General features: G+C 72.5%; 16 protein-coding genes. 10 read left to right on the top strand and 6 right to left on the bottom strand.

The features are described 5' to 3' along the window. Positions 1-136 precede the first annotated feature (136 nt). Together paaN and O1G21_RS19535 are read right to left on the bottom strand one after the other, a co-directional pair. Positions 137-1,837 carry a phenylacetic acid degradation protein PaaN gene (gene paaN, locus O1G21_RS19540; protein WP_270145617.1) on the bottom strand — a complete coding sequence of 567 codons (1,701 nt, stop codon included), beginning with the start codon at positions 1,835-1,837 and terminating at the stop codon, positions 137-139. Between the two features lie 170 nt (positions 1,838-2,007). After that, the gene (locus tag O1G21_RS19535; RefSeq protein ID WP_270145615.1) at positions 2,008-3,273 is read right to left on the bottom strand and encodes a glycosyltransferase family protein; all 1,266 of its coding nucleotides are present in this window, start codon (positions 3,271-3,273) and stop codon (positions 2,008-2,010) included. 128 nt (positions 3,274-3,401) lie between these two features. On the opposite strand from O1G21_RS19535, the gene O1G21_RS19530 reads away from it, so the two are divergent. Beyond that, positions 3,402-3,989 carry a TetR/AcrR family transcriptional regulator gene (locus O1G21_RS19530; protein ID WP_270145614.1) on the top strand — a complete coding sequence of 196 codons (588 nt, stop codon included), beginning with the start codon at positions 3,402-3,404 and terminating at the stop codon, positions 3,987-3,989. 39 nt (positions 3,990-4,028) lie between these two features. Here O1G21_RS19530 and O1G21_RS19525 read toward each other — a convergent pair whose 3' ends face one another. Further along, positions 4,029-4,490: an Lrp/AsnC family transcriptional regulator gene (locus O1G21_RS19525; protein ID WP_270145612.1), complete on the bottom strand. Its 462-nt coding sequence runs from the start codon at positions 4,488-4,490 to the stop codon at positions 4,029-4,031. A gap of 149 nt (positions 4,491-4,639) precedes the next feature. Here O1G21_RS19525 and pdhA point away from each other — a divergent pair, with 149 nt between their 5' ends. From pdhA to O1G21_RS19505, 4 genes are all read left to right on the top strand, one after another. Then, positions 4,640-5,779 carry a pyruvate dehydrogenase (acetyl-transferring) E1 component subunit alpha gene (gene pdhA / locus O1G21_RS19520; protein WP_405000676.1) on the top strand — a complete coding sequence of 380 codons (1,140 nt, stop codon included), beginning with the start codon at positions 4,640-4,642 and terminating at the stop codon, positions 5,777-5,779. Then, the gene (locus O1G21_RS19515) at positions 5,779-6,774 is read left to right on the top strand and encodes an alpha-ketoacid dehydrogenase subunit beta (RefSeq protein ID WP_270145610.1); all 996 of its coding nucleotides are present in this window, start codon (positions 5,779-5,781) and stop codon (positions 6,772-6,774) included. The genes pdhA and O1G21_RS19515 overlap by 1 nt, the downstream gene beginning before the upstream one ends. 5 nt (positions 6,775-6,779) lie before the next feature. Next, positions 6,780-8,090, top strand: coding sequence for a dihydrolipoamide acetyltransferase family protein (locus tag O1G21_RS19510; protein WP_270151103.1), 1,311 nt, complete (start codon positions 6,780-6,782; stop codon positions 8,088-8,090). A gap of 247 nt (positions 8,091-8,337) precedes the next feature. Next, positions 8,338-9,960: a globin domain-containing protein gene (locus tag O1G21_RS19505; RefSeq protein WP_270145608.1), complete on the top strand. Its 1,623-nt coding sequence runs from the start codon at positions 8,338-8,340 to the stop codon at positions 9,958-9,960. On the opposite strand, the gene O1G21_RS19500 is transcribed toward O1G21_RS19505, so the two are convergent. Continuing rightward, positions 9,961-10,503, bottom strand: a complete 543-nt coding sequence (locus O1G21_RS19500) for an NUDIX domain-containing protein (protein WP_270145606.1) — start codon at positions 10,501-10,503, stop codon at positions 9,961-9,963. Between the two features lie 217 nt (positions 10,504-10,720). On the opposite strand from O1G21_RS19500, the gene O1G21_RS19495 reads away from it, so the two are divergent. Further along, entirely contained in the window at positions 10,721-11,110 is a 390-nt protein-coding gene (locus tag O1G21_RS19495; protein WP_270151102.1) for an SsgA family sporulation/cell division regulator, read from the top strand. Positions 11,111-11,203: 93 nt separating this feature from the next. On the opposite strand, the gene O1G21_RS19490 is transcribed toward O1G21_RS19495, so the two are convergent. After that, entirely contained in the window at positions 11,204-11,584 is a 381-nt protein-coding gene (locus O1G21_RS19490; RefSeq protein WP_270145604.1) for a phage holin family protein, read from the bottom strand. Between the two features lie 131 nt (positions 11,585-11,715). On the opposite strand from O1G21_RS19490, the gene O1G21_RS19485 reads away from it, so the two are divergent. The 4 genes from O1G21_RS19485 (at position 11,716) to thiC (ending at position 15,247) form a co-directional block, all read left to right on the top strand. After that, entirely contained in the window at positions 11,716-12,033 is a 318-nt protein-coding gene (locus O1G21_RS19485) for a cupin domain-containing protein (RefSeq protein WP_270145602.1), read from the top strand. Positions 12,034-12,063: 30 nt separating this feature from the next. Then, complete coding sequence (gene tenA / locus O1G21_RS19480; RefSeq protein WP_270145600.1) at positions 12,064-12,732, top strand: thiaminase II; 669 nt, start codon at positions 12,064-12,066, stop codon at positions 12,730-12,732. A 204-nt stretch (positions 12,733-12,936) separates the two neighbouring features. Further along, positions 12,937-13,137: a DUF5326 family protein gene (locus O1G21_RS19475; protein WP_030278197.1), complete on the top strand. Its 201-nt coding sequence runs from the start codon at positions 12,937-12,939 to the stop codon at positions 13,135-13,137. A gap of 295 nt (positions 13,138-13,432) precedes the next feature. Next, the gene (gene thiC, locus O1G21_RS19470) at positions 13,433-15,247 is read left to right on the top strand and encodes a phosphomethylpyrimidine synthase ThiC (RefSeq protein ID WP_270145594.1); all 1,815 of its coding nucleotides are present in this window, start codon (positions 13,433-13,435) and stop codon (positions 15,245-15,247) included. A gap of 276 nt (positions 15,248-15,523) precedes the next feature. On the opposite strand, the gene O1G21_RS19465 is transcribed toward thiC, so the two are convergent. Further along, positions 15,524-16,861 carry a Mu transposase domain-containing protein gene (locus O1G21_RS19465; protein WP_270145592.1) on the bottom strand — a complete coding sequence of 446 codons (1,338 nt, stop codon included), beginning with the start codon at positions 16,859-16,861 and terminating at the stop codon, positions 15,524-15,526. Positions 16,862-17,153 lie beyond the last annotated feature (292 nt).

Genomic DNA, 17,153 nt, shown 5'->3' with positions numbered 1-17,153 from the left:
CTCCCGTTGTTCGGAGGGCGGTTGGACGCCGTTCCCGGCGTTCTCCCAGCCTCCATCATCGCTGGCGCCTCCGGAGCTGTGAACCGCCGGTCCCCCGGTGGCCGATGACCACCGGGGGACCGATGCGGACAGGGGTTCAGCTGTGCCGGCGGATCTCCACGGTGCGGAACCGGTTGGCGACGAAGGCGCCGTCGCAATAGGCGGAGTTGGCGGCCGGGTTGGCGCCGGTGCCGTGCAGGTCGGAGAAGGCGGCGGTCTGGTTGGGGTAGACGCCGCCGGTGAGGTTGAGCGAGAGCGAGACGCCGGAGTCCAGCGCGGCCTCGACCAGCAGGGCCTCCACCTCGGGCGAGGTGGTGTAGCCGGAGGCCGTCATGGCGCCCTTCTCGCGGACCGTGGTGCGCAGCAACTCCACGGCGGCGGGGGTGGATTCTACGGCGACGGCGAAGGAGACCGGGCCGAAGCACTCGGTGCGGAAGACCGCGCGGTCGTCCGGCTTGTCGGCGTTGAGCTTGATCAGCGCCGGGGTGCGGACGGTCGCGCCGGGGAAGTCGGGTGAGACCACCGCGCGCGGGGCGAGGGCGAGTTCGCCGTACTCGCCGCTCGCCGCGGCCGCCGAGCGCTGCAGCACGCCCGGGTTGACCACGGCGCCGAGGATGGCGGCGGCGCGGGCGTCGTCGGAGAGCAGGCCCTCGATGGCGGCGCCGAGGTCGGCGACCACCTGGTCGAAGGACTTGTCGCCCTGGTCGGTGCTGATGCCGCCGCGCGGGATCAGCAGGTTCTGCGGGGTGGTGCACATCTGGCCGCTGTAGAGCGAGAGCGCGAAGGCCAGGTTGCCCAGCATGCCCTTGTAGTCGTCGGTGGAGTCGATCACCACCGCGTTGACGCCGGCCTTCTCGGTGTAGACCTGGGCCTGCTTGGCGTGCTCCTCCAGCCAGTCGCCGAAGGTGGTGGAACCGGTGTAGTCGATCATCTTGATCTCGGGGCGGACCGCGAGGGTCGCGGCGACCGTGCCGCCGTCGTGCTCGGCGGCCAGGCAGACCAGGTTGGCGTCGAAGCCGGCCTCGGTGAGCACCTCGCGGGCGATCGCGACGGTGAGCGCGAGCGGCAGCACGGCCCGCGGGTGCGGCTTGACCAGCACCGGGTTGCCGGTGGCCAGCGAGGCGAACAGGCCGGGGTAGCCGTTCCAGGTGGGGAAGGTGTTGCAGCCGATCAGCAGCGCGAGGCCGCGCGGGACGACGGTGAACTCCTTGGTCATCACCAGCGGTTCGCGCTTGCCCTGGGGCTTGGTCCAGCCGGCCTGCCGGGGCAGCCGGGTCTGCTCGGCGTAGGCGTAGGCGACGGCCTCCAGGCCGCGGTCCTGGGCGTGCGGGCCGCCGGCCTGGAAGGCCATGCCGTAGGCCTGGCCGGTGGTGTGCATGACGGCCTGGGCGAACTCGTGGGAGCGGGCGTTGATCCGGTGCAGGATCTCCAGGCAGACGGCGGCGCGCTCCAGCGGCGAGGCGGCGGCCCAGCCGGGCTGGGCGGCGCGCATCGCGGCGATCAGCGCGTCCGGGTCGGCGTGCGGGTAGGTGATGCCCAGCTCGATGCCGTACGGGGAGGCCTCGCCGCCGACCTGGTCGCCGTCGGTGGGGTGGCCGTCGAGGACGAAGGGCCGGCCGAGCAGGGCGTCGAAGGCGGCCTTGCCGTCCGCCGGGCCGTTCTCGCCGTAGGCCTTCGGGAACTCGGGGTAGGCGGACCAGTAGTCGCGCTTCGCGGCGGCGGCGAGCGCGGCGTCCAGGGTGGCCTGGTGGCGCTCGACCAGCTCGCTGACGAGGGGGTGGGTGACCGCTGCGGACATCTGTGCGCTCCTCAAGGGGGAGGACGGGACACGTCACAGAGTAACCGAACGATCGGTCGGCTCAAGAGGGTGCAGGGGACGGATTCCGGCGGGAAGGGAACGGAATCCGGCGGGAACGCGAAGGGGCGCGTCCTGGTCGGACGCGCCCCGGGGTTCTTCGTGCTGCCGGTCTACGGCACGCCGAGCTCGAAGATCACGTACCCGGCGTACCAGCCCGAGGCGATCGCGCCGGTGCCCAGCACGGTCGCCAGCACCGGCCAGCTGAGCTTGCGCATCCCCACCGCGAGCGCGATGAACAGCGGGAACGCCGGCAGCAGGTAGCGCGAGACGTTGCCGAAGATGCCCAGGCTCCCGAGCACCGAGACGATCGTGGCCAGCGTGTAGGCGGTCAGGACCAGCGGCGGGCGCAGCCGGACCAGCAGCACGATCAGCACCGGCAGGCTGAACACGATGAGGGTGGCCAGCAGGTCAGGCACCGGGAAGGCGAAGGGGTAGTCGTTGCGGCCCAGCAGCACGCCGCGGATCGCCTGCCAGGTGCCCTGGCCCCAGTCGAAGTAGTGCAGCCAGGCGTCGTGCTGGATGCGGAAGTAGCCGCCCCACTCGCCGGTCTTCCAGCCCACCCAGGCCACGTAGCCGAGCAGGCCGAGCGGGGCCGTCAGCAGCGCGGCCAGCGGGCGCAGCACCCCGCTCTCCCGCCGGTACAGCTCGACCAGCGCGGCCAGGCCGACGGCTCCGATCAGCGCCGCCGCGGTCGGCCGGTTGAGCCCGGCGACCAGGGTGATCGCCCCGGCCGCGACCCACTGCCTGGTCATCGTGAAGTAGCAGGCCCAGGCGGCCAGCGCGACGAACAGCGAGTCCGAGTAGACCGCCCACTCGGCGCCCGAACCCGGGGCGATCGCCCAGATCCCGGCCGCGATCACGCCCGCCCGGGGGCCGGACAGCTTGTCCACCACGGCGTAGATCCCGGCGGCGGCGAACAGCGAGGCCAGTACCGAGACGAGCATCCCGGCGCCGTACAGGCCGAGGCCGGTGACGTCCGAGGTCAGCCGCATCAGGCCCGGGTAGAGCGGGAAGAAGGCGGCCGAGTTCTGCTCGATGGTGAAGCCGGGCTGGCCGCCCGGGATCGGGACCAGCGCCGGGTGGTAGCCGAACTGGGCGACCTGCTGGTACCACCAGCCGTCCCAGCTGGCCAGGACGTCCCAGGGGTTGGCGCCGCCGCCGAACCGGGCCGGCTTCTTGGCGTAGTCGCCGGCGAAGGAGAGCAGCTTCATGAAGACGGCGAAGCCGATCAGCTTGAGCACCACGTAGCACCACACGGCCGGACCGAAGCGCACCACCAGGGTCCGGGCGCGCTCCTGCCAGGCGTGCGGGACGTCCGCCGGCTCCTCGCTGCGCTGCTCGGGCACGTCGGAGGAGACTGCCGGTATTGCGTTCATCAGCTGTGGACCCCAGCCTGCTGGACGTGGACGATCGTCCGCAGATTCTAGGGCCTGCCCCCTCCGGCAGGTGTGGACCAACCGGACCCGATCGAGTGGGCCGCAGGGTGCCCGGGGATACTCGGAGGATGGCCGATCACACCACGCGCACCGCCTACACCGTCGAGTCACTGCTCGCGGTGACCGTCGACGTGTTCAACGAGCGCGGTTACGACGGCACCTCGATGGAGGACCTCTCCCGGGCGGCCGGGATCTCCAAGTCCTCCATCTACCACCACGTCCGCGGCAAGGAGGAGCTGCTGCGACTGGCCGTCGGGCGGGCGCTGGACGGGCTGTTCGCGATCCTGGCCGAGCCGGCCGCGGTCCAGGGCCCGGCGGTGGAGCGGCTGGAGCACGTGGTGCGGCGCACCGCGGAGGTGCTGCTGGCGGAGCTGCCGTACGTGACGCTGCTGCTGCGGGTGCGCGGCAACACGGCCACCGAGCTGTGGGCGCTGGAGCGGCGGCGGGACTTCGACCACCAGGTGGCGGAGCTGGTGCGGGCGGCCGTCGCGGACGGGGCGCTGCGCGGGGACGTCGAGCCGCGGCTGGCCACCCGGCTGCTGTTCGGGATGATCAACTCGATCGTGGAGTGGTACCGGCCGGGGCTGAAGGCGGCGGACGGGGTCGCGGACGCCGTGGTGCACCTGGCCTTCGACGGGCTGCGGGCGCGCACCTGACGGCTCGCGCGTCCTGAGCGCCCTGGAGGCGAAGGGCGCCTAATCAGGGGGCACCTGGTCGGTCTCCTCGAACACCAGCATGGTTCGTGTGCCGAGCACCTGGGGGATGGACTGGATGCGGTTGAGCACCAGCTCCCGCAGGGCGTGGTTGTCGGCGGTGTGCACCAGCAGCAGGACGTCGAAGTCCCCGCCGACCAGGGCGATGTGGGCGACCCCGGGCAGCTCCAGCAGCTGCTCGCGCACGGTGCGCCAGGAGTTCTGGACGATCTTCAGGGTGATGTACGCGGACGCGCCCTGACCGGCCCGTTCGTGGTCGACCCTGGCAGTGAAGCCGCGGATGACGCCGTCCTCGACCATCCTGGAGATCCGGGCGTACGCGTTGGCCCGGGACACGTGCACCCGCTCGGCCACCGAGCGGATCGAGGCGCGACCGTCCTGCTGCAGCAGCCGCAGGATCGACCGGTCGACCCGGTCGAGTCTGGACACCTGTTCAGCCGACATGACCCCCCACCCTCACCGATTGGACGCACTGCCACCAGTCGACCGCCGAACGGGCCGAATGTCCACCACCTTGTCACGCTTCTGGTCAAGATGAACAGACGACCGAACAATCGGTAGGGAGCCCCCGCCACCCCTGGAGGTGCCCCGAGATGACCGTTCTCGACCACAGACACCGCACCGGCGTGCCGGGCTGGATGCCCGGAGCCACCGCCCCGCGCACCGATCCGGCGCCCCTCCTCCCGGACGTCTCCCCCGTCCGGGTGCTCGGCACCCCCGCGCTGGAGAAGCACGACCCGGCGCTGCTGCGCGAGCTCTACCGGCGACTCGTCGTCGGCCGGCGCTACAACCAGCAGGCCACCACCCTGACCAAGCAGGGCCGCCTCGCCGTCTACCCGGCCTCCACCGGGCAGGAGGCCTGCCAGGTCGCCGCCGCGCTGGTGCTCGGCGAGCGCGACTGGCTGTTCCCCAGCTACCGCGACACCCTCGCCGTGGTCTCCCGCGGCGTCGACCCGCTGGAGGCGCTGACCCTGCTGCGCGGCAACGCCCACACCGGCTACGACCCGCGCGCCAGCCGCACCGCCCCGCTCTGCACGCCGCTCGGCACCCAGGCCCCGCACGCCGTCGGACTGGCGCACGCCGCCCGGCTGCGCGGCGAGCCGGTGGTCGCGCTGGCCATGCTCGGCGACGGCGGCACCAGCGAGGGCGACTTCCACGAGGCGCTGAACTTCGCCGCCGTGCTCCGGGCCCCGGTGGTCTTCCTGGTGCAGAACAACGGCTACGCGATCTCCGTCCCGCTCAGCGCCCAGTCCGCCGCGCCCAGTCTGGCCCACAAGGCCGTCGGCTACGGCATGCCGGGCCGGCTGGTGGACGGCAACGACGCGCCCGCCCTGCACTCCGTGCTCACCGAGGCCGTCGAGCGGGCCCGGGCCGGCGAGGGCCCGACCCTGATCGAGGCGCTGACCTACCGGATCGAGGCCCACACCAACGCCGACGACGCCACCCGCTACCGCACCGAGCCCGAGGTGGACGCCTGGCGGGAGCACGACCCGATCCTGCTGATGGACCGCGCTCTGCGCGAACTCAACCTGCTGGACGACGAGTTGGTGCAGGACGCGGCGGACGAGGCGGAGGCGCTGGCGGCCCGGATGCGGGCCGAGTTCCACGCCGACCCGGAGCTCGACCCGATGACGCTGTTCGCCCACGTCTACGCCGAGCCCACCTCGCAACTGCGGGAGCAGGCCGCCCAGTTGTCCGCCGAGCTGGCCGCCGAGGCCGAGGTGCAGCACTGATGTCGACGGCAGTTTCCTCCCGTACCGCCTCCATGGCCCAGGCGCTCAACTCCGCCCTGCGGGACGCCATGCGCGAGGACCCGACGGTCCACGTGCTCGGCGAGGACGTCGGCGCGCTCGGCGGCGTCTTCCGGATCACCGACGGGCTCACCGCCGAGTTCGGCCCCGACCGCTGCCTGGACACCCCGCTCGCCGAGGCCGGCATCCTCGGCACCGCGATCGGCATGGCGATGTACGGGCTGCGCCCGGTGGTCGAGATGCAGTTCGACGCGTTCGCCTACCCGGCGCTGGAGCAGCTGTTCTCGCACGTCGCCAAGATGCGCAACCGCACGGCGGGCAAGCTTCCGCTGCCGATCACCGTGCGCATCCCGTACGGCGGCGGCATCGGCGGCGTCGAGCACCACAGCGACGCCTCCGAGGCGTACTACACCAGCACCCCCGGCCTGCACGTGGTCACCCCGGGGACGGTCGCCGACGCGTACGGGCTGCTGCGCGCCTCGATCGCCTCCGACGACCCGGTGGTCTTCCTGGAGCCCAAGCGGCTCTACTGGGGCAAGGCCGAGTTCGACCCGGCGGTACCGGTCGAGCCGATCGGCCGGGCCGTGCTGCGGCGCACCGGCACCTCCGCGGTGCTGATCACCTACGGCCCCTCGCTGCCGGTCTGCCTGGAGGCGGCCGAGGCGGCGAAGGCCGAGGGCTGGGACCTCGCGGTGCTGGACCTGCGCACCCTGGTGCCCTTCGACGACGAGACGGTCACCCGGGTGGTGCGCTCGATCGGCCGGGCCGTGGTGGTGCACGAGGCGAGCGGCTTCGGCGGCACCGGTGCGGAGATCGCCGCCCGGGTCACCGAGCGCTGCTTCCACCACCTGGCCGCACCCGTGCTGCGGGTCACCGGCTTCGACATCCCGTACCCGCCGCCGATGCTCGAGCACCACCACCTGCCCGGGGTGGACCGGATCCTGGACGCGGTCGCCCGGCTGCAGTGGGAGGACTGAGGATGATGCCCGTCGTACGGGAGTTCCGGCTGCCCGACCTCGGTGAGGGACTCACCGGGGCGGAGGTGGTGCGCTGGATGGTCGAGGTCGGCGAGGTGATCGCGGTCGACCAGCCGGTGGTGGAGGTGGAGACGGCCAAGGCCGTGGTGGAGGTGCCCTGCCCGTACGGCGGGGTGGTCACCGCGCGGTACGGCGAGGAGGGCGAGGAGATCGCCGTCGGCGCGCCGTTGGTGACGGTCGCGGTGGCCTCGGCGGGGGGCGGGGCGGAGGACGCTCCGGCTGGTTCGCCTGCTTCGCCTGGTTCGACTGCCGAGGTCGAGCGGCCGTTGGTGGGGTACGGGGTCGCCGAGAGCAGGGGTGCGCGGCGGCGTCGGGTGGGTGCACCGGCTGCGGCTGCGGCTGCGGCTCCTGCTCCTGTTGCTGCCGCTGTCGTTGCTCCGGCTGCTCCGGCCGTGGTGCCGGTGATCTCGCCGTTGGTGCGGCGGCTGGCCCGGGAGCAGGGGGTCGACCTGACCGCGGTCGCCGGCAGCGGGCCGGACGGGCTGATCATGCGGGCGGACGTCGAACGGGCGGTCGCGGCGAAGGTGGCCGCTCCGGCGGTCGCCGCGCCCGTGACGGCCGCGGCGCAGGACGGCGTCGTCCCGCTTCGCGGGCTGCGCAAGGCGGTGGCCGAGAAGCTCAGTCGCAGCCACCGGGAGATCCCCGCCGCGACCTGCTGGGTGGATGCGGACGCCACCGAACTGATGGCGCTGCGGCGGCAGTTGAACGCCACGCCGGGGCCCAAGGTCAGTGTGCTGGCGCTGCTGGCCCGGATCTGCACGGTCGCGCTGGCCCGCTTCCCGGAGCTCAACTCCAGTGTGACCGAGGACGGTTCGGGCATCGTCCGGCACTCGGCGGTGCACCTGGGCTTCGCCGCGCAGGGCGAGCGCGGACTGGTCGTCCCGGTGGTCCGGGACGCGCACACCCGCAGCACCGAGCAACTCGGCGAGGAGCTGGGACGGTTGACCGAGTCGGCGCGCAGTGGCTCGCTCACCCCGGCCGAACTGACCGGCGGCACCTTCACGTTGAACAACTACGGGGTGTTCGGCGTGGACGGCTCCACCCCGATCCTCAACCACCCCGAGGCGGCGATGCTCGGGGTCGGCCGGATCGTGGCCAAACCCTGGGTGCACGGCGGGGAGTTGGCGGTGCGCGAGGTGACCCAGCTGTCGTTCACCTTCGACCACCGGGTCTGCGACGGCGGAACGGCGGGCGGATTCCTGCGGTTCGTGGCGGACTGCGTCGAGCAGCCGGGGATGCTGCTGCGGCAGCTCTGAACCCGCCGTCGCGGGCAGGCCGGTCTGAGCAGGGCGAGGTCGCCCTGGGTGTGCTGCTCGGCACTCAGGGCGACCACCGATCGAGTGAGAGTAGCGCGTTCCCGGGTCGGGTGTCCGGGCTTCGCGTGATTTGTCGGATGAGCTTTTCGGGCGTGCCACGCTGCCTAGGCGTCAGCAGAGACAAGCCAGGTGGTGGCGCAGGCCGGCCGGAGGCGAAACGATTCTCTTGGGTACTCGAAACGCAGCGGTGAAGTCCCGCAGAACACTTCTCATCCGCACCGGGCACGGCTCGGCGGGGGCCGCCGCCGTCCCGGGCCTGCCGGAGTTGCCGCCGGAGCCGGTGGCGGCCGAACCAGTGGCGCCCGAGCCGGTGGCGGCCGAGGCGATGGCGGCCGAGGCGGAGCCGGTACGTCCGCCGATGCCGCTGGACCCGCCGGACCTGCCGCCGGGGCCGCCGGGCCTGCCGGACCTGCCGCCGGGACCGGCGCACGTGCGACCGGCGGTGCCGGTGATCCCGCCCCCGCCCGCCGAGCCGCCGGCCGTCCCCCCGCCCAGCTACCCGGAGCCGCCCTCGACCACCGGTACCGCACCCGCCTTCCAGCCCCTGTTCGCCGACGCCCCAGGCCTCAACTGGTCAGGGCCCGGTGACAGTTGGAGCGACGCCTGGGCGGCGGCGCAGCCGTCCGCCGCCCAACTCCCGGTCGCCGTCACGTCCCCCGCGGGAGCTGAACTCCCGCTCACCGCACGGGACATCGAGCTGATCCGGGCCAGCCTGGCCGTGGTCGAGCCGGTCGCGGACCGGGCCACCGCGCACTTCTACGCCCTGCTCTTCCTGCAGCACCCCGAGGTCCGCTCGCTCTTCCCCGCCGCCATGGACGTCCAGCGCGACCGGCTGTTCCGCGCCCTGCTGGCCGCCGCCCGCGGTGCCGAGGACCCGGCGGCACTGCGCACCCGGCTGAGCGAGCTCGGTCGCGGCCACCGCCGCTACGGCACCCTGACCGGCCACTACGCCCCGGTGGGGGAGTGCCTGGTGCAGGCGCTGGCCCGGTACGCGGGCGGCCGCTGGGACACCGGGACCGAACTGGCCTGGCGCCGCGCCTACCGGCTGATCTCCACCATCATGATCGAGGCCGCCGAGGAGGCCGCCCGCACCTCGCCGCCCTGGTGGCAGGGCGAGGTGCTCCGGCACGAGCGCCGCACCCGGGACGTCGCGGTCCTCACCGTCCGCCCGGACCAGGCCTACCCGTTCCGGGCCGGCCAGTACTGCAGCCTGGAGACGCCCTGGTGGCCGCGGGTCTGGCGGCACTACTCCTTCGCCTCCGCGCCCCGCCCGGACGGGCTGCTGACCTTCCACGTCAAGGCCGTTCCGGCGGGCTGGGTGAGCAACGCGCTGGTTCACCGCGCCGCCCCCGGGGACGTGCTGCGACTGGGCCCGGCCGCCGGTGCGATGACCGTCGACCACGCCGCCGGCACCGAACTGCTCTGCCTCGGCGGCGGCACCGGCATCGCGCCGATCCGCGCCCTGGTCGAGGAGGCGGCCGAGCACGGCGGCCCCGGCCGCAGTGTCGAGGTGTTCTACGGGGCCCGCCGCGCCGCCGAGTTGTACGAGCTGGACGCGCTGCGCGAGCTGTCCGCCCGCCTGCCCTGGCTGACCGTACGCCCGGCGCTGTCCGGCACCGGCCCGGCCGGGGGCGCGCTGACCGGCGAACTGCCGGAGGTGGTGGGCCGGTTCGGCCCGTGGGACGGCCGGGAGGCGGTGCTCAGCGGCCCACCCGCGATGGTGCGGCGCGGGGTCGGGGTGCTGCTGCGGGCGGGCCTGCCGGCCGAGCGGATCCGGCACGACCTGGTGGGCGAACTGGCCTCCAGGTGATCAGCCGAGATCGGGTGCGAGGAGCGCGCGGATGCCCTCGATGTTGGCCGCCAGGTACGCCCGCAGCCGGGGCGGGACGACGTTCACCGAGGTCACGCCCTCGCGGGTGAAGGGCAGCCGGACCACCTCGTACTCGCCGTTCGGGTCCGTCACCTCGGGCCCGTGCCGCCGGCTGAGGTCCATCGAGGCCAGCCGGCAGACGAAGAAGTGCTGCACCTTGACCCCGTGCGGGTGCAGCAGGGTGCCGTCGTCGTGGTGGGTGTGGCTGATGGTGTCGACGAAGGCGGGCACCACGTCCACGATCTTGCCGCCGAGCTCCTCGTCCACCTCGCGGTGCAGCGCCTCGACCACCGTGCGGTCGCCGCGCTCGACCCCGCCGCCCGGGGTGATCCAGTAGGGGTGCGGCGCCCCGGGCCGGACCCGCCGGATCAGCACGATCGAGGCCGGGCCGTACGGGTCGTCCGGGTCCAGCTCCAGCAGGATCGCCCGCGCGGTCCGTTTGACCACCGGGCGCGGTGGCGGGGTTCGGTTGTCGGGGCCCATGGCGACCTCCGGGGCTGGAGCGTTGTGCGGGAGTCTCCCGCGCCGGGCGGGGGTCGAAACCCAAACCCGGACGAGGGGGATCGAAGGTGGATCGCCTGCACAAGACCGTCGAAAACGTGTCCGGCCGCGACGGAAGCCTCATCCACACGCCGAGGCCGGGCAGAAGAGAGGTACTGGCGCCATGCAGCAGCACAGCACAGTCCGGGGGCACCTGGTGATGAACCTCGTGGTCGCGCCCGAGCTGTCCTTCGGCATCGTGGTGGACCTGGGGTACGAGCCCGGCGATCCGTACGCGGTCCGGTTCGCCTTCCACCTGCCCGGTGACGCCCCGGTCACCTGGGTCTTCGCGCGCGAGCTGCTGCTGGACGGCCTCAGCGGCCCGTCCGGCGAGGGCGACGTGCACATCCACCCGCTCGGCGGGGAGCCCTCCGAGGTCCGCATCGCGCTGCGCAACCCCCACGGGGACGCGCTGCTGCACGCCCCGGCCGCGCCGCTGGCCGCCTTCCTGGCGCGGACCGACCGGCTGGTGCCGATCGGGCAGGAGCACACCGGGCGGGAGCTGGACGCCCAGCTCGCGGAGATCCTCCGGGGCTGCGGCGCGGGGTAGCGGCCGGGGTACGGCGAAGGGGCCGGTACCCGGTGGACCGCCCGGGCACGGGCCCCTTTCGCGTCGTCGGGTGCGACGCCTCGCACGACCGGGTCAGTCGTCGTCCAGGGCCAGGTGCAGGCCCCAGGCGACCACGCTGATGATCAGTGAACCGACCAGCGCGGAAGTGAAGTTGACCACGTGGAAGTCCAACTGCAGCCTGGTCGACGCCCAGGAGGTGAGCAGCAGCATCAGGGCGTTGATCAAGAAGGTGATCAGGCCCAGCGTGAGGATGAACAGCGGGAACGAGAACAGCTTCACCACCGGCTTGATCAGCCAGTTGACGAGGCCGAAGACCACGGCGACGCCGAGCACCGTCAGGGCCTTGTGCTGCCAGTCGGCCTTGCCCTCGGCGAGTTGGATGCCGCTGACGATCCAGGCGGCGACCCAGATGGCCGCCGCGTTGATCAGTGTTTTGATGACGAAACCCTTCATGCCGCCCAAGCCTGGCAGGCGCCCCGCTCCGGGGGAAGCTGTTGGTGTTGAATGCCCCTGGCCCGGCCCCCGGTCCGCGAGGTGGACGGGGCGGGCGTGACGGACGGGACGGGCGGAGGAGGACGGCGGCGGTGAAGGTGTTCCGGCTGGACGAACTGGACGCCGAGCGGGCGGCCAACGACGGCGCGTACCTGCGGTTCCTGCGCGAACCGCGGATGTCCGCCGGGCTGTACGCGCTCTCCCCCGGCGACACCGACACCCAGACCGCGCACGACCAGGACGAGATCTACCAGGTGATCAGCGGCCGCGCCGAGCTGACCGTCGGCGCCGAGACCGCGACCGTCGGGCGCGGCAGCGTGGTGTACGTCCCGGCCGGCACCCCGCACCGGTTCCACCACATCACCGAGGAGCTGCGGGTGCTGGTGGTGTTCTCGCCGCCGGAGGACTGAGGGCCCGGGCGTGGGTCTAGGGTCGTTCGTATGACCCGTAGCCTCACCGACGAGCTCTGGGCGTCGATCGAGCCGATCTACGCCGAGATCCTCGCCCACCCGTTCATCGGCGGCCTCACCGACGGCACCCTGCCGCGCGAGGCCTTCCGCCACTTCGTCGTCCAGGACTCCCACTACCTGCGCGACTACGCCCGCGCGCTCGCCGTCTGCGCCGCCAAGGCGCCCGGCGAGGAGGACGTCCGGGCCTTCGCCGACGACGCGGTCGGCGCGCTCGCCGCCGAGCAGGGCATGCACGCCGAGTTCCTGACCGCCTGCGGCGGCACCGCCGAGGAGGCCGCCGCCGAGCCGGTGCTGCCGACCACCCGGGCCTACACCAGCTACCTGCTGGCCACCGTCTACGGCGGGTCCTTCGCCGAGGCGCTCGGCGCGGTGCTGCCCTGCTACTGGATCTACGCCCGGGTCGGCGAGGCGCTGCTCGCCCAGGGCTCCCCCGACCCGCTGTACGCCAAGTGGATCGCCACCTACGGCGACGAGGCCTTCCAGTCCGTGGTGCGCCGGGTGCTGGCGCTCACCGACCGGCTCGGCGAGGAGCTCTCGGCGGCCGAACGGCGCCGGGTGGTCGAGCACTTCGGGACCACCTCGCGCTACGAGTGGATGTTCTGGGACGCCGCCTGGCGCGGGGAGCGCTGGCCGGTCTGAGCCGGGGAGCGCCGGCCGGTCCGACCCGGTCCCCCGCCGTTTCTCGGGGGTCCTCCCGGGGGGTCGGATCGGGGTGATCTCGGGGTTCTCTCCGGGCCGTTGACCCTCGTTCCGCCGCTCGTGCCCCCGTACGATCGAAGCATCGAAAGCAAGCGGGATGCGGCACCGGACGGCAGCCGGCCCGAGGGGAGAAGAGGAACCGACATGGCTGAGCTCTGGAAGTCGCTGCCCTCCTGGGTGCGCAACATCGTCATCCCGGTGCTGGTCCTGGTGCTGGCCTGGAACGTCATCGCCTTCGTGTTCGGCGTGGTCGGCGCTCTGCTGAGCATCGTGATCAAGCTGCTGGTGGTCGTCGGCATCGCGGCCGCCGTGGTGATCCTGGTGAAGAAGGCCGCCAAGAGCTGACCGAGCTCCGCCGCCGCGCGGAGCACCTCCGGAGGCCCGGCACCCCGTCCGCGGGGGCCGGGCCTCGGCCTTCGCGCCGTCTTCGCCCGGCCGGTTCGGTTCGGGGGCCGTCTGGACCTGCGGCGATCCGCTCGCTACGGTGTTGGCGTCATGTGCAGGCAACACCGCCTGCGACGCGGGAGCTCGGAGCACCGGGCTGAGAGGGCGCTGACCGGGACGTCGACGGACGGACCGAGGGCTGCGTCGACCGCAGGAACCTGGACCGGGTAATGCCGGCGTAGGGAGTAGAGGTCAGATGACCACGTTCGAAGCACAGCCGCAGTCTGCCCAGAGCGCCCCCAGCAGCGAGCGCACCGGCTACCCCACCCCGGCCTGGCGCAAGGCGTACCGCGACGGGTCCCGGCCCGACCTGCGGGTCCCGTTCCGCGAGGTGCAGCTCACCAACGGCCGGACCGTCCCGCTGTACGACACCTCCGGCCCGTACACCGACCCCGCCTACGAGCCCGACGTGCGGCGCGGCCTGCCCGCCCTGCGCGACGCCTGGATCCGCCAGCGCGGCGACGTCGAGGAGTACGACGGCCGCGAGGCGCGCCCCGAGGACGACGGGATCAAGCACACCTCGCCGCGCGGCGGCAACCTGCGCAACCTGGACGCCGTCTTCCCCGGCCGCCCGCGCCGCCCGCTGCGCGGCCGCGGTGGTGTCGCCGTCACCCAACTCGCCTACGCCAAGCGGGGCGTGGTGACGCCGGAGATGGAGTTCGTGGCGCTGCGCGAGGGCCTGGAGCCGGAGTTCGTGCGCGACGAGGTGGCCCGCGGCCGGGCCGTCATCCCGGTCAACGTGAACCACCCCGAGGTGGAGCCGGCGATCATCGGCACCAACTTCCTGGTGAAGATCAACGCCAACATCGGCAACTCCGCCGTCACCTCCTCGATCGAGGAGGAGGTGGAGAAGATGACCTGGGCCACCCGCTGGGGCGCCGACACCGTCATGGACCTCTCCACCGGCCGCAACATCCACACCACCCGCGAGTGGATCCTGCGCAACTCCCCCGTGCCGATCGGCACCGTGCCGCTCTACCAGGCCCTGGAGAAGGTCGACGGCAAGGCCGAGGAGCTGAGCTGGGAGGTCTACCGGGACACCATCATCGAGCAGTGCGAGCAGGGCGTCGACTACATGACCGTCCACGCCGGCGTACTGCTGCGGTACGTCCCGCTCACCGCGCGCCGCAAGACCGGCATCGTCTCGCGCGGCGGTTCCATCATGGCCGCGTGGTGCCTGGCGCACCACAAGGAGAACTTCCTCTACACCAACTTCGAGGAACTCTGCGACATCCTGGCCTCCTACGACGTCACCTTCTCGCTCGGTGACGGCCTGCGCCCCGGCTCGATCGCGGACGCCAACGACGAGGCGCAGTTCGCCGAGCTGCAGACCCTCGGCGAGCTCGGCCGGATCGCCCGCGAGCGCGACGTCCAGGTGATGATCGAGGGCCCGGGACACGTCCCGATGAACAAGATCAAGGAGAACATGGATCTCCAGAAGGAGATCTGCGACGAGGCGCCGTTCTACACCCTCGGCCCCCTCACCACCGACGTCGCCCCCGGCTACGACCACATCACCTCGGGCATCGGCGCCGCGATGATCGCCTGGTGGGGCACCGCGATGCTCTGCTACGTCACGCCCAAGGAGCACCTGGGCCTGCCCAACCGGGACGACGTCAAGACCGGCGTGATCACCTACAAGATCGCCGCCCACGCCGCCGACCTCGCCAAGGGCCACCCCGGCGCCCAGGCCTGGGACGACGCCCTCTCCGACGCCCGCTTCGAGTTCCGCTGGGAGGACCAGTTCAACCTGGCCCTCGACCCGGAGACCGCTCGTGACTTCCACGACGAGACCCTCCCCGCCGAACCCGCCAAGACGGCCCACTTCTGCTCGATGTGCGGCCCGAAGTTCTGCTCGATGAAGATCTCCCAGAAGATCCGCGACGAGCACGGCGACGGTTCGACGGCCGTCTCCAGCGAGTTCGACGCCGAGGCCCTGGCCGGCATGGCCGAGAAGTCGGCCGAGTTCGCGGCCCAGGGCAACCGGGTCTACCTCCCGCTGGCGGACTGACGCCCGCACTCGAAGCGCTGTTCCCGGAGGCTCCTGCTCCTCGGGAACAGCGCTTCGTCGCTTCGTCATGGCCCCGGCTCGGCTATTTCGGCGGCCCGCCGTTCCGGGCCGTCTGTCTCTGCCGTGCTGTGGACCGAGCTGAAGAGCCGTTGGACCATGCCGGGCGTACGGCCCGTGCGCCGGCCTCCAACGCAGTGTCCGTGACGTTCCCTAGGACCGGCCGACGGCGCCCGACGGCCCGGCGCGCGGCGGGCAGTCGGGCTCGTGCGGTGCCGCTCAGCTCCCGGCGCCGCCGGTCGGGCGGTCCCGTTGGGTGGGCACGCGTGGCGTCGCGACGTTGCGTTCCCCGCCGGGCCGACGGGCGGGCGGGGCGTCGAGCCGGGCGCGTAGGGCGTCGGCTTCGGCCAGGGCCTGCGGGGACGGTGGACGGGGAGTGTGCCGCCGGCAGAGCGGGGCGTCGGTGGGCGCCGGCGCCGGGTGGCGCTCCAGTACGGTGATGGCGCTGCTGTGCTCGACGACCGTCAGCCCGGCCCCCGGCGGAGCGAGCGGGCAGCGGGCGATGACGGCTCCGGCGGGGGTGGCGATCGACAGGTGGGACTGGTCGAGGCGTCGGCGGACCTCCACCGGTGCGTCGACCAGGTGCTCCGGCAGGGCGTAGAAGTTGCCGCGGAAGGCCACCAGGCCCTGGGCGGTGACGGTGCGGCGGGCGCGGACACGGACCGGGTACGGAGCGGGCAGTTCACGCAGGGCCGTGGTGTCGGTGCTCCCCCGCCGGGTGTCCAGGCGTGCGGCGGACCGGCCCAGACCGTCCCAGGCGTCCCGCAGGGTGGTGTCCTCCGGCAGCCCGCGCCACCACGAGCGGAGGGCCTCGTCCAGGGTCCGGCGGGTGTAGGAGCGCTGGTCGGCCGGCAGGCGACACTCGACGCGCACCCCGTAGTGTCCGGCCACTTGCCGGAACTCCGGTGTCACCCGGTCCGCCCGGGGGCACCACACGGTCGGCATCCGGCCGAACCGCCAGGATCCGGCGGTGCCGCCGAGCCGTCTCAGCACGAGGTCGACGGCCTCGACGAGATGGGGCAGCTCCTGGTCCTCCGCCAGCGCCACCGACCAGCGGCCGATGCCGCGGCCGGCGTCCGCGCCGGGCTCGGTGAGCGAGCCCACCAGCAGGCCCGCCCGGTTGCCGTAGCCCCAGGCCGACCGCGGCTCGGGCAGTCGCAGCCAGTCGAACTCGATGGTCCCCCCGCCGGGCTCGGGAACGGGCCGGCCGCTCGCGGCCGCGGCCAGGTCCTGGCACTGCCGGCAGCTCGGCCGGGCCCGGTGCCTGCGCAGGGCGCCGGTGAAGGTCGAGTAGCCGCCCGCATAACCGAGGTCGACGATCTCGTCGAAGAGGACGGTGGCGGCCAGGTGCGGGTCCTCCGCGAGACGCTGGCGGCAGTATGGCAGGAACTGGAGGAATCCGTCCTGCGGGGAAATTCTGATGCCCGGGGTCCGCTCTCCGCGGAGGTAGGACCTCACGGTTTTCCGATCACGCCCGAGATGTCGGGAGATCCTGATTATCGACCATCCTTGGCGATGCAGTCTTACCGCTTCCCGGTATTCCTTCCAGCTCAGCAAGAAGCCTCCCAGGGTCCGATCCGGCCCGGCGCAAGCCGATGAATATGCCAAGAGCAAGTGGGAAACATAGCATCGCGCGAAGAGGAGAAACGTTTCTCTTACAATGGTTTTACTTGGGGATTTTTGTCGAGCGATGCCGGCAGTGAGTATAGGATTACCTCCGCCCCGGCCCTTTGTGCGAACCCGTGGGCGGCGGGAAAATGTTCACCCCCTGGTCCTTCACGCCCTGGGTAATTTTGCGGAGCGACTCCGATATCGAATATGGAAGGACGCCCATACGCCGTAAAACCGG

It is taken from the genome of Kitasatospora cathayae (assembly GCF_027627435.1).
GTDB lineage: Bacteria > Actinomycetota > Actinomycetes > Streptomycetales > Streptomycetaceae > Kitasatospora > Kitasatospora cathayae.
This window is presented reverse-complemented; position numbering and strand designations above follow the sequence as displayed.

Bases quoted from the DNA above. Each gene is read 5' to 3' on its own strand.
- paaN (WP_270145617.1), bottom strand. From the start codon at position 1,837: ATGTCCGCAGCGGTCACCCACCCCCTCGTCAGCGAGCTGGTCGAGCGC.
- O1G21_RS19535 (WP_270145615.1), bottom strand. From the start codon at position 3,273: ATGAACGCAATACCGGCAGTCTCCTCCGACGTGCCCGAGCAGCGCAGC.
- O1G21_RS19530 (WP_270145614.1), top strand. From the start codon at position 3,402: ATGGCCGATCACACCACGCGCACCGCCTACACCGTCGAGTCACTGCTC.
- O1G21_RS19525 (WP_270145612.1), bottom strand. From the start codon at position 4,490: ATGTCGGCTGAACAGGTGTCCAGACTCGACCGGGTCGACCGGTCGATC.
- pdhA (WP_405000676.1), top strand. From the start codon at position 4,640: ATGACCGTTCTCGACCACAGACACCGCACCGGCGTGCCGGGCTGGATG.
- O1G21_RS19515 (WP_270145610.1), top strand. From the start codon at position 5,779: ATGTCGACGGCAGTTTCCTCCCGTACCGCCTCCATGGCCCAGGCGCTC.
- O1G21_RS19510 (WP_270151103.1), top strand. From the start codon at position 6,780: ATGCCCGTCGTACGGGAGTTCCGGCTGCCCGACCTCGGTGAGGGACTC.
- O1G21_RS19500 (WP_270145606.1), bottom strand. From the start codon at position 10,503: ATGGGCCCCGACAACCGAACCCCGCCACCGCGCCCGGTGGTCAAACGG.
- O1G21_RS19495 (WP_270151102.1), top strand. From the start codon at position 10,721: ATGAACCTCGTGGTCGCGCCCGAGCTGTCCTTCGGCATCGTGGTGGAC.
- O1G21_RS19490 (WP_270145604.1), bottom strand. From the start codon at position 11,584: ATGAAGGGTTTCGTCATCAAAACACTGATCAACGCGGCGGCCATCTGG.
- tenA (WP_270145600.1), top strand. From the start codon at position 12,064: ATGACCCGTAGCCTCACCGACGAGCTCTGGGCGTCGATCGAGCCGATC.
- O1G21_RS19475 (WP_030278197.1), top strand. From the start codon at position 12,937: ATGGCTGAGCTCTGGAAGTCGCTGCCCTCCTGGGTGCGCAACATCGTC.
- thiC (WP_270145594.1), top strand. From the start codon at position 13,433: ATGACCACGTTCGAAGCACAGCCGCAGTCTGCCCAGAGCGCCCCCAGC.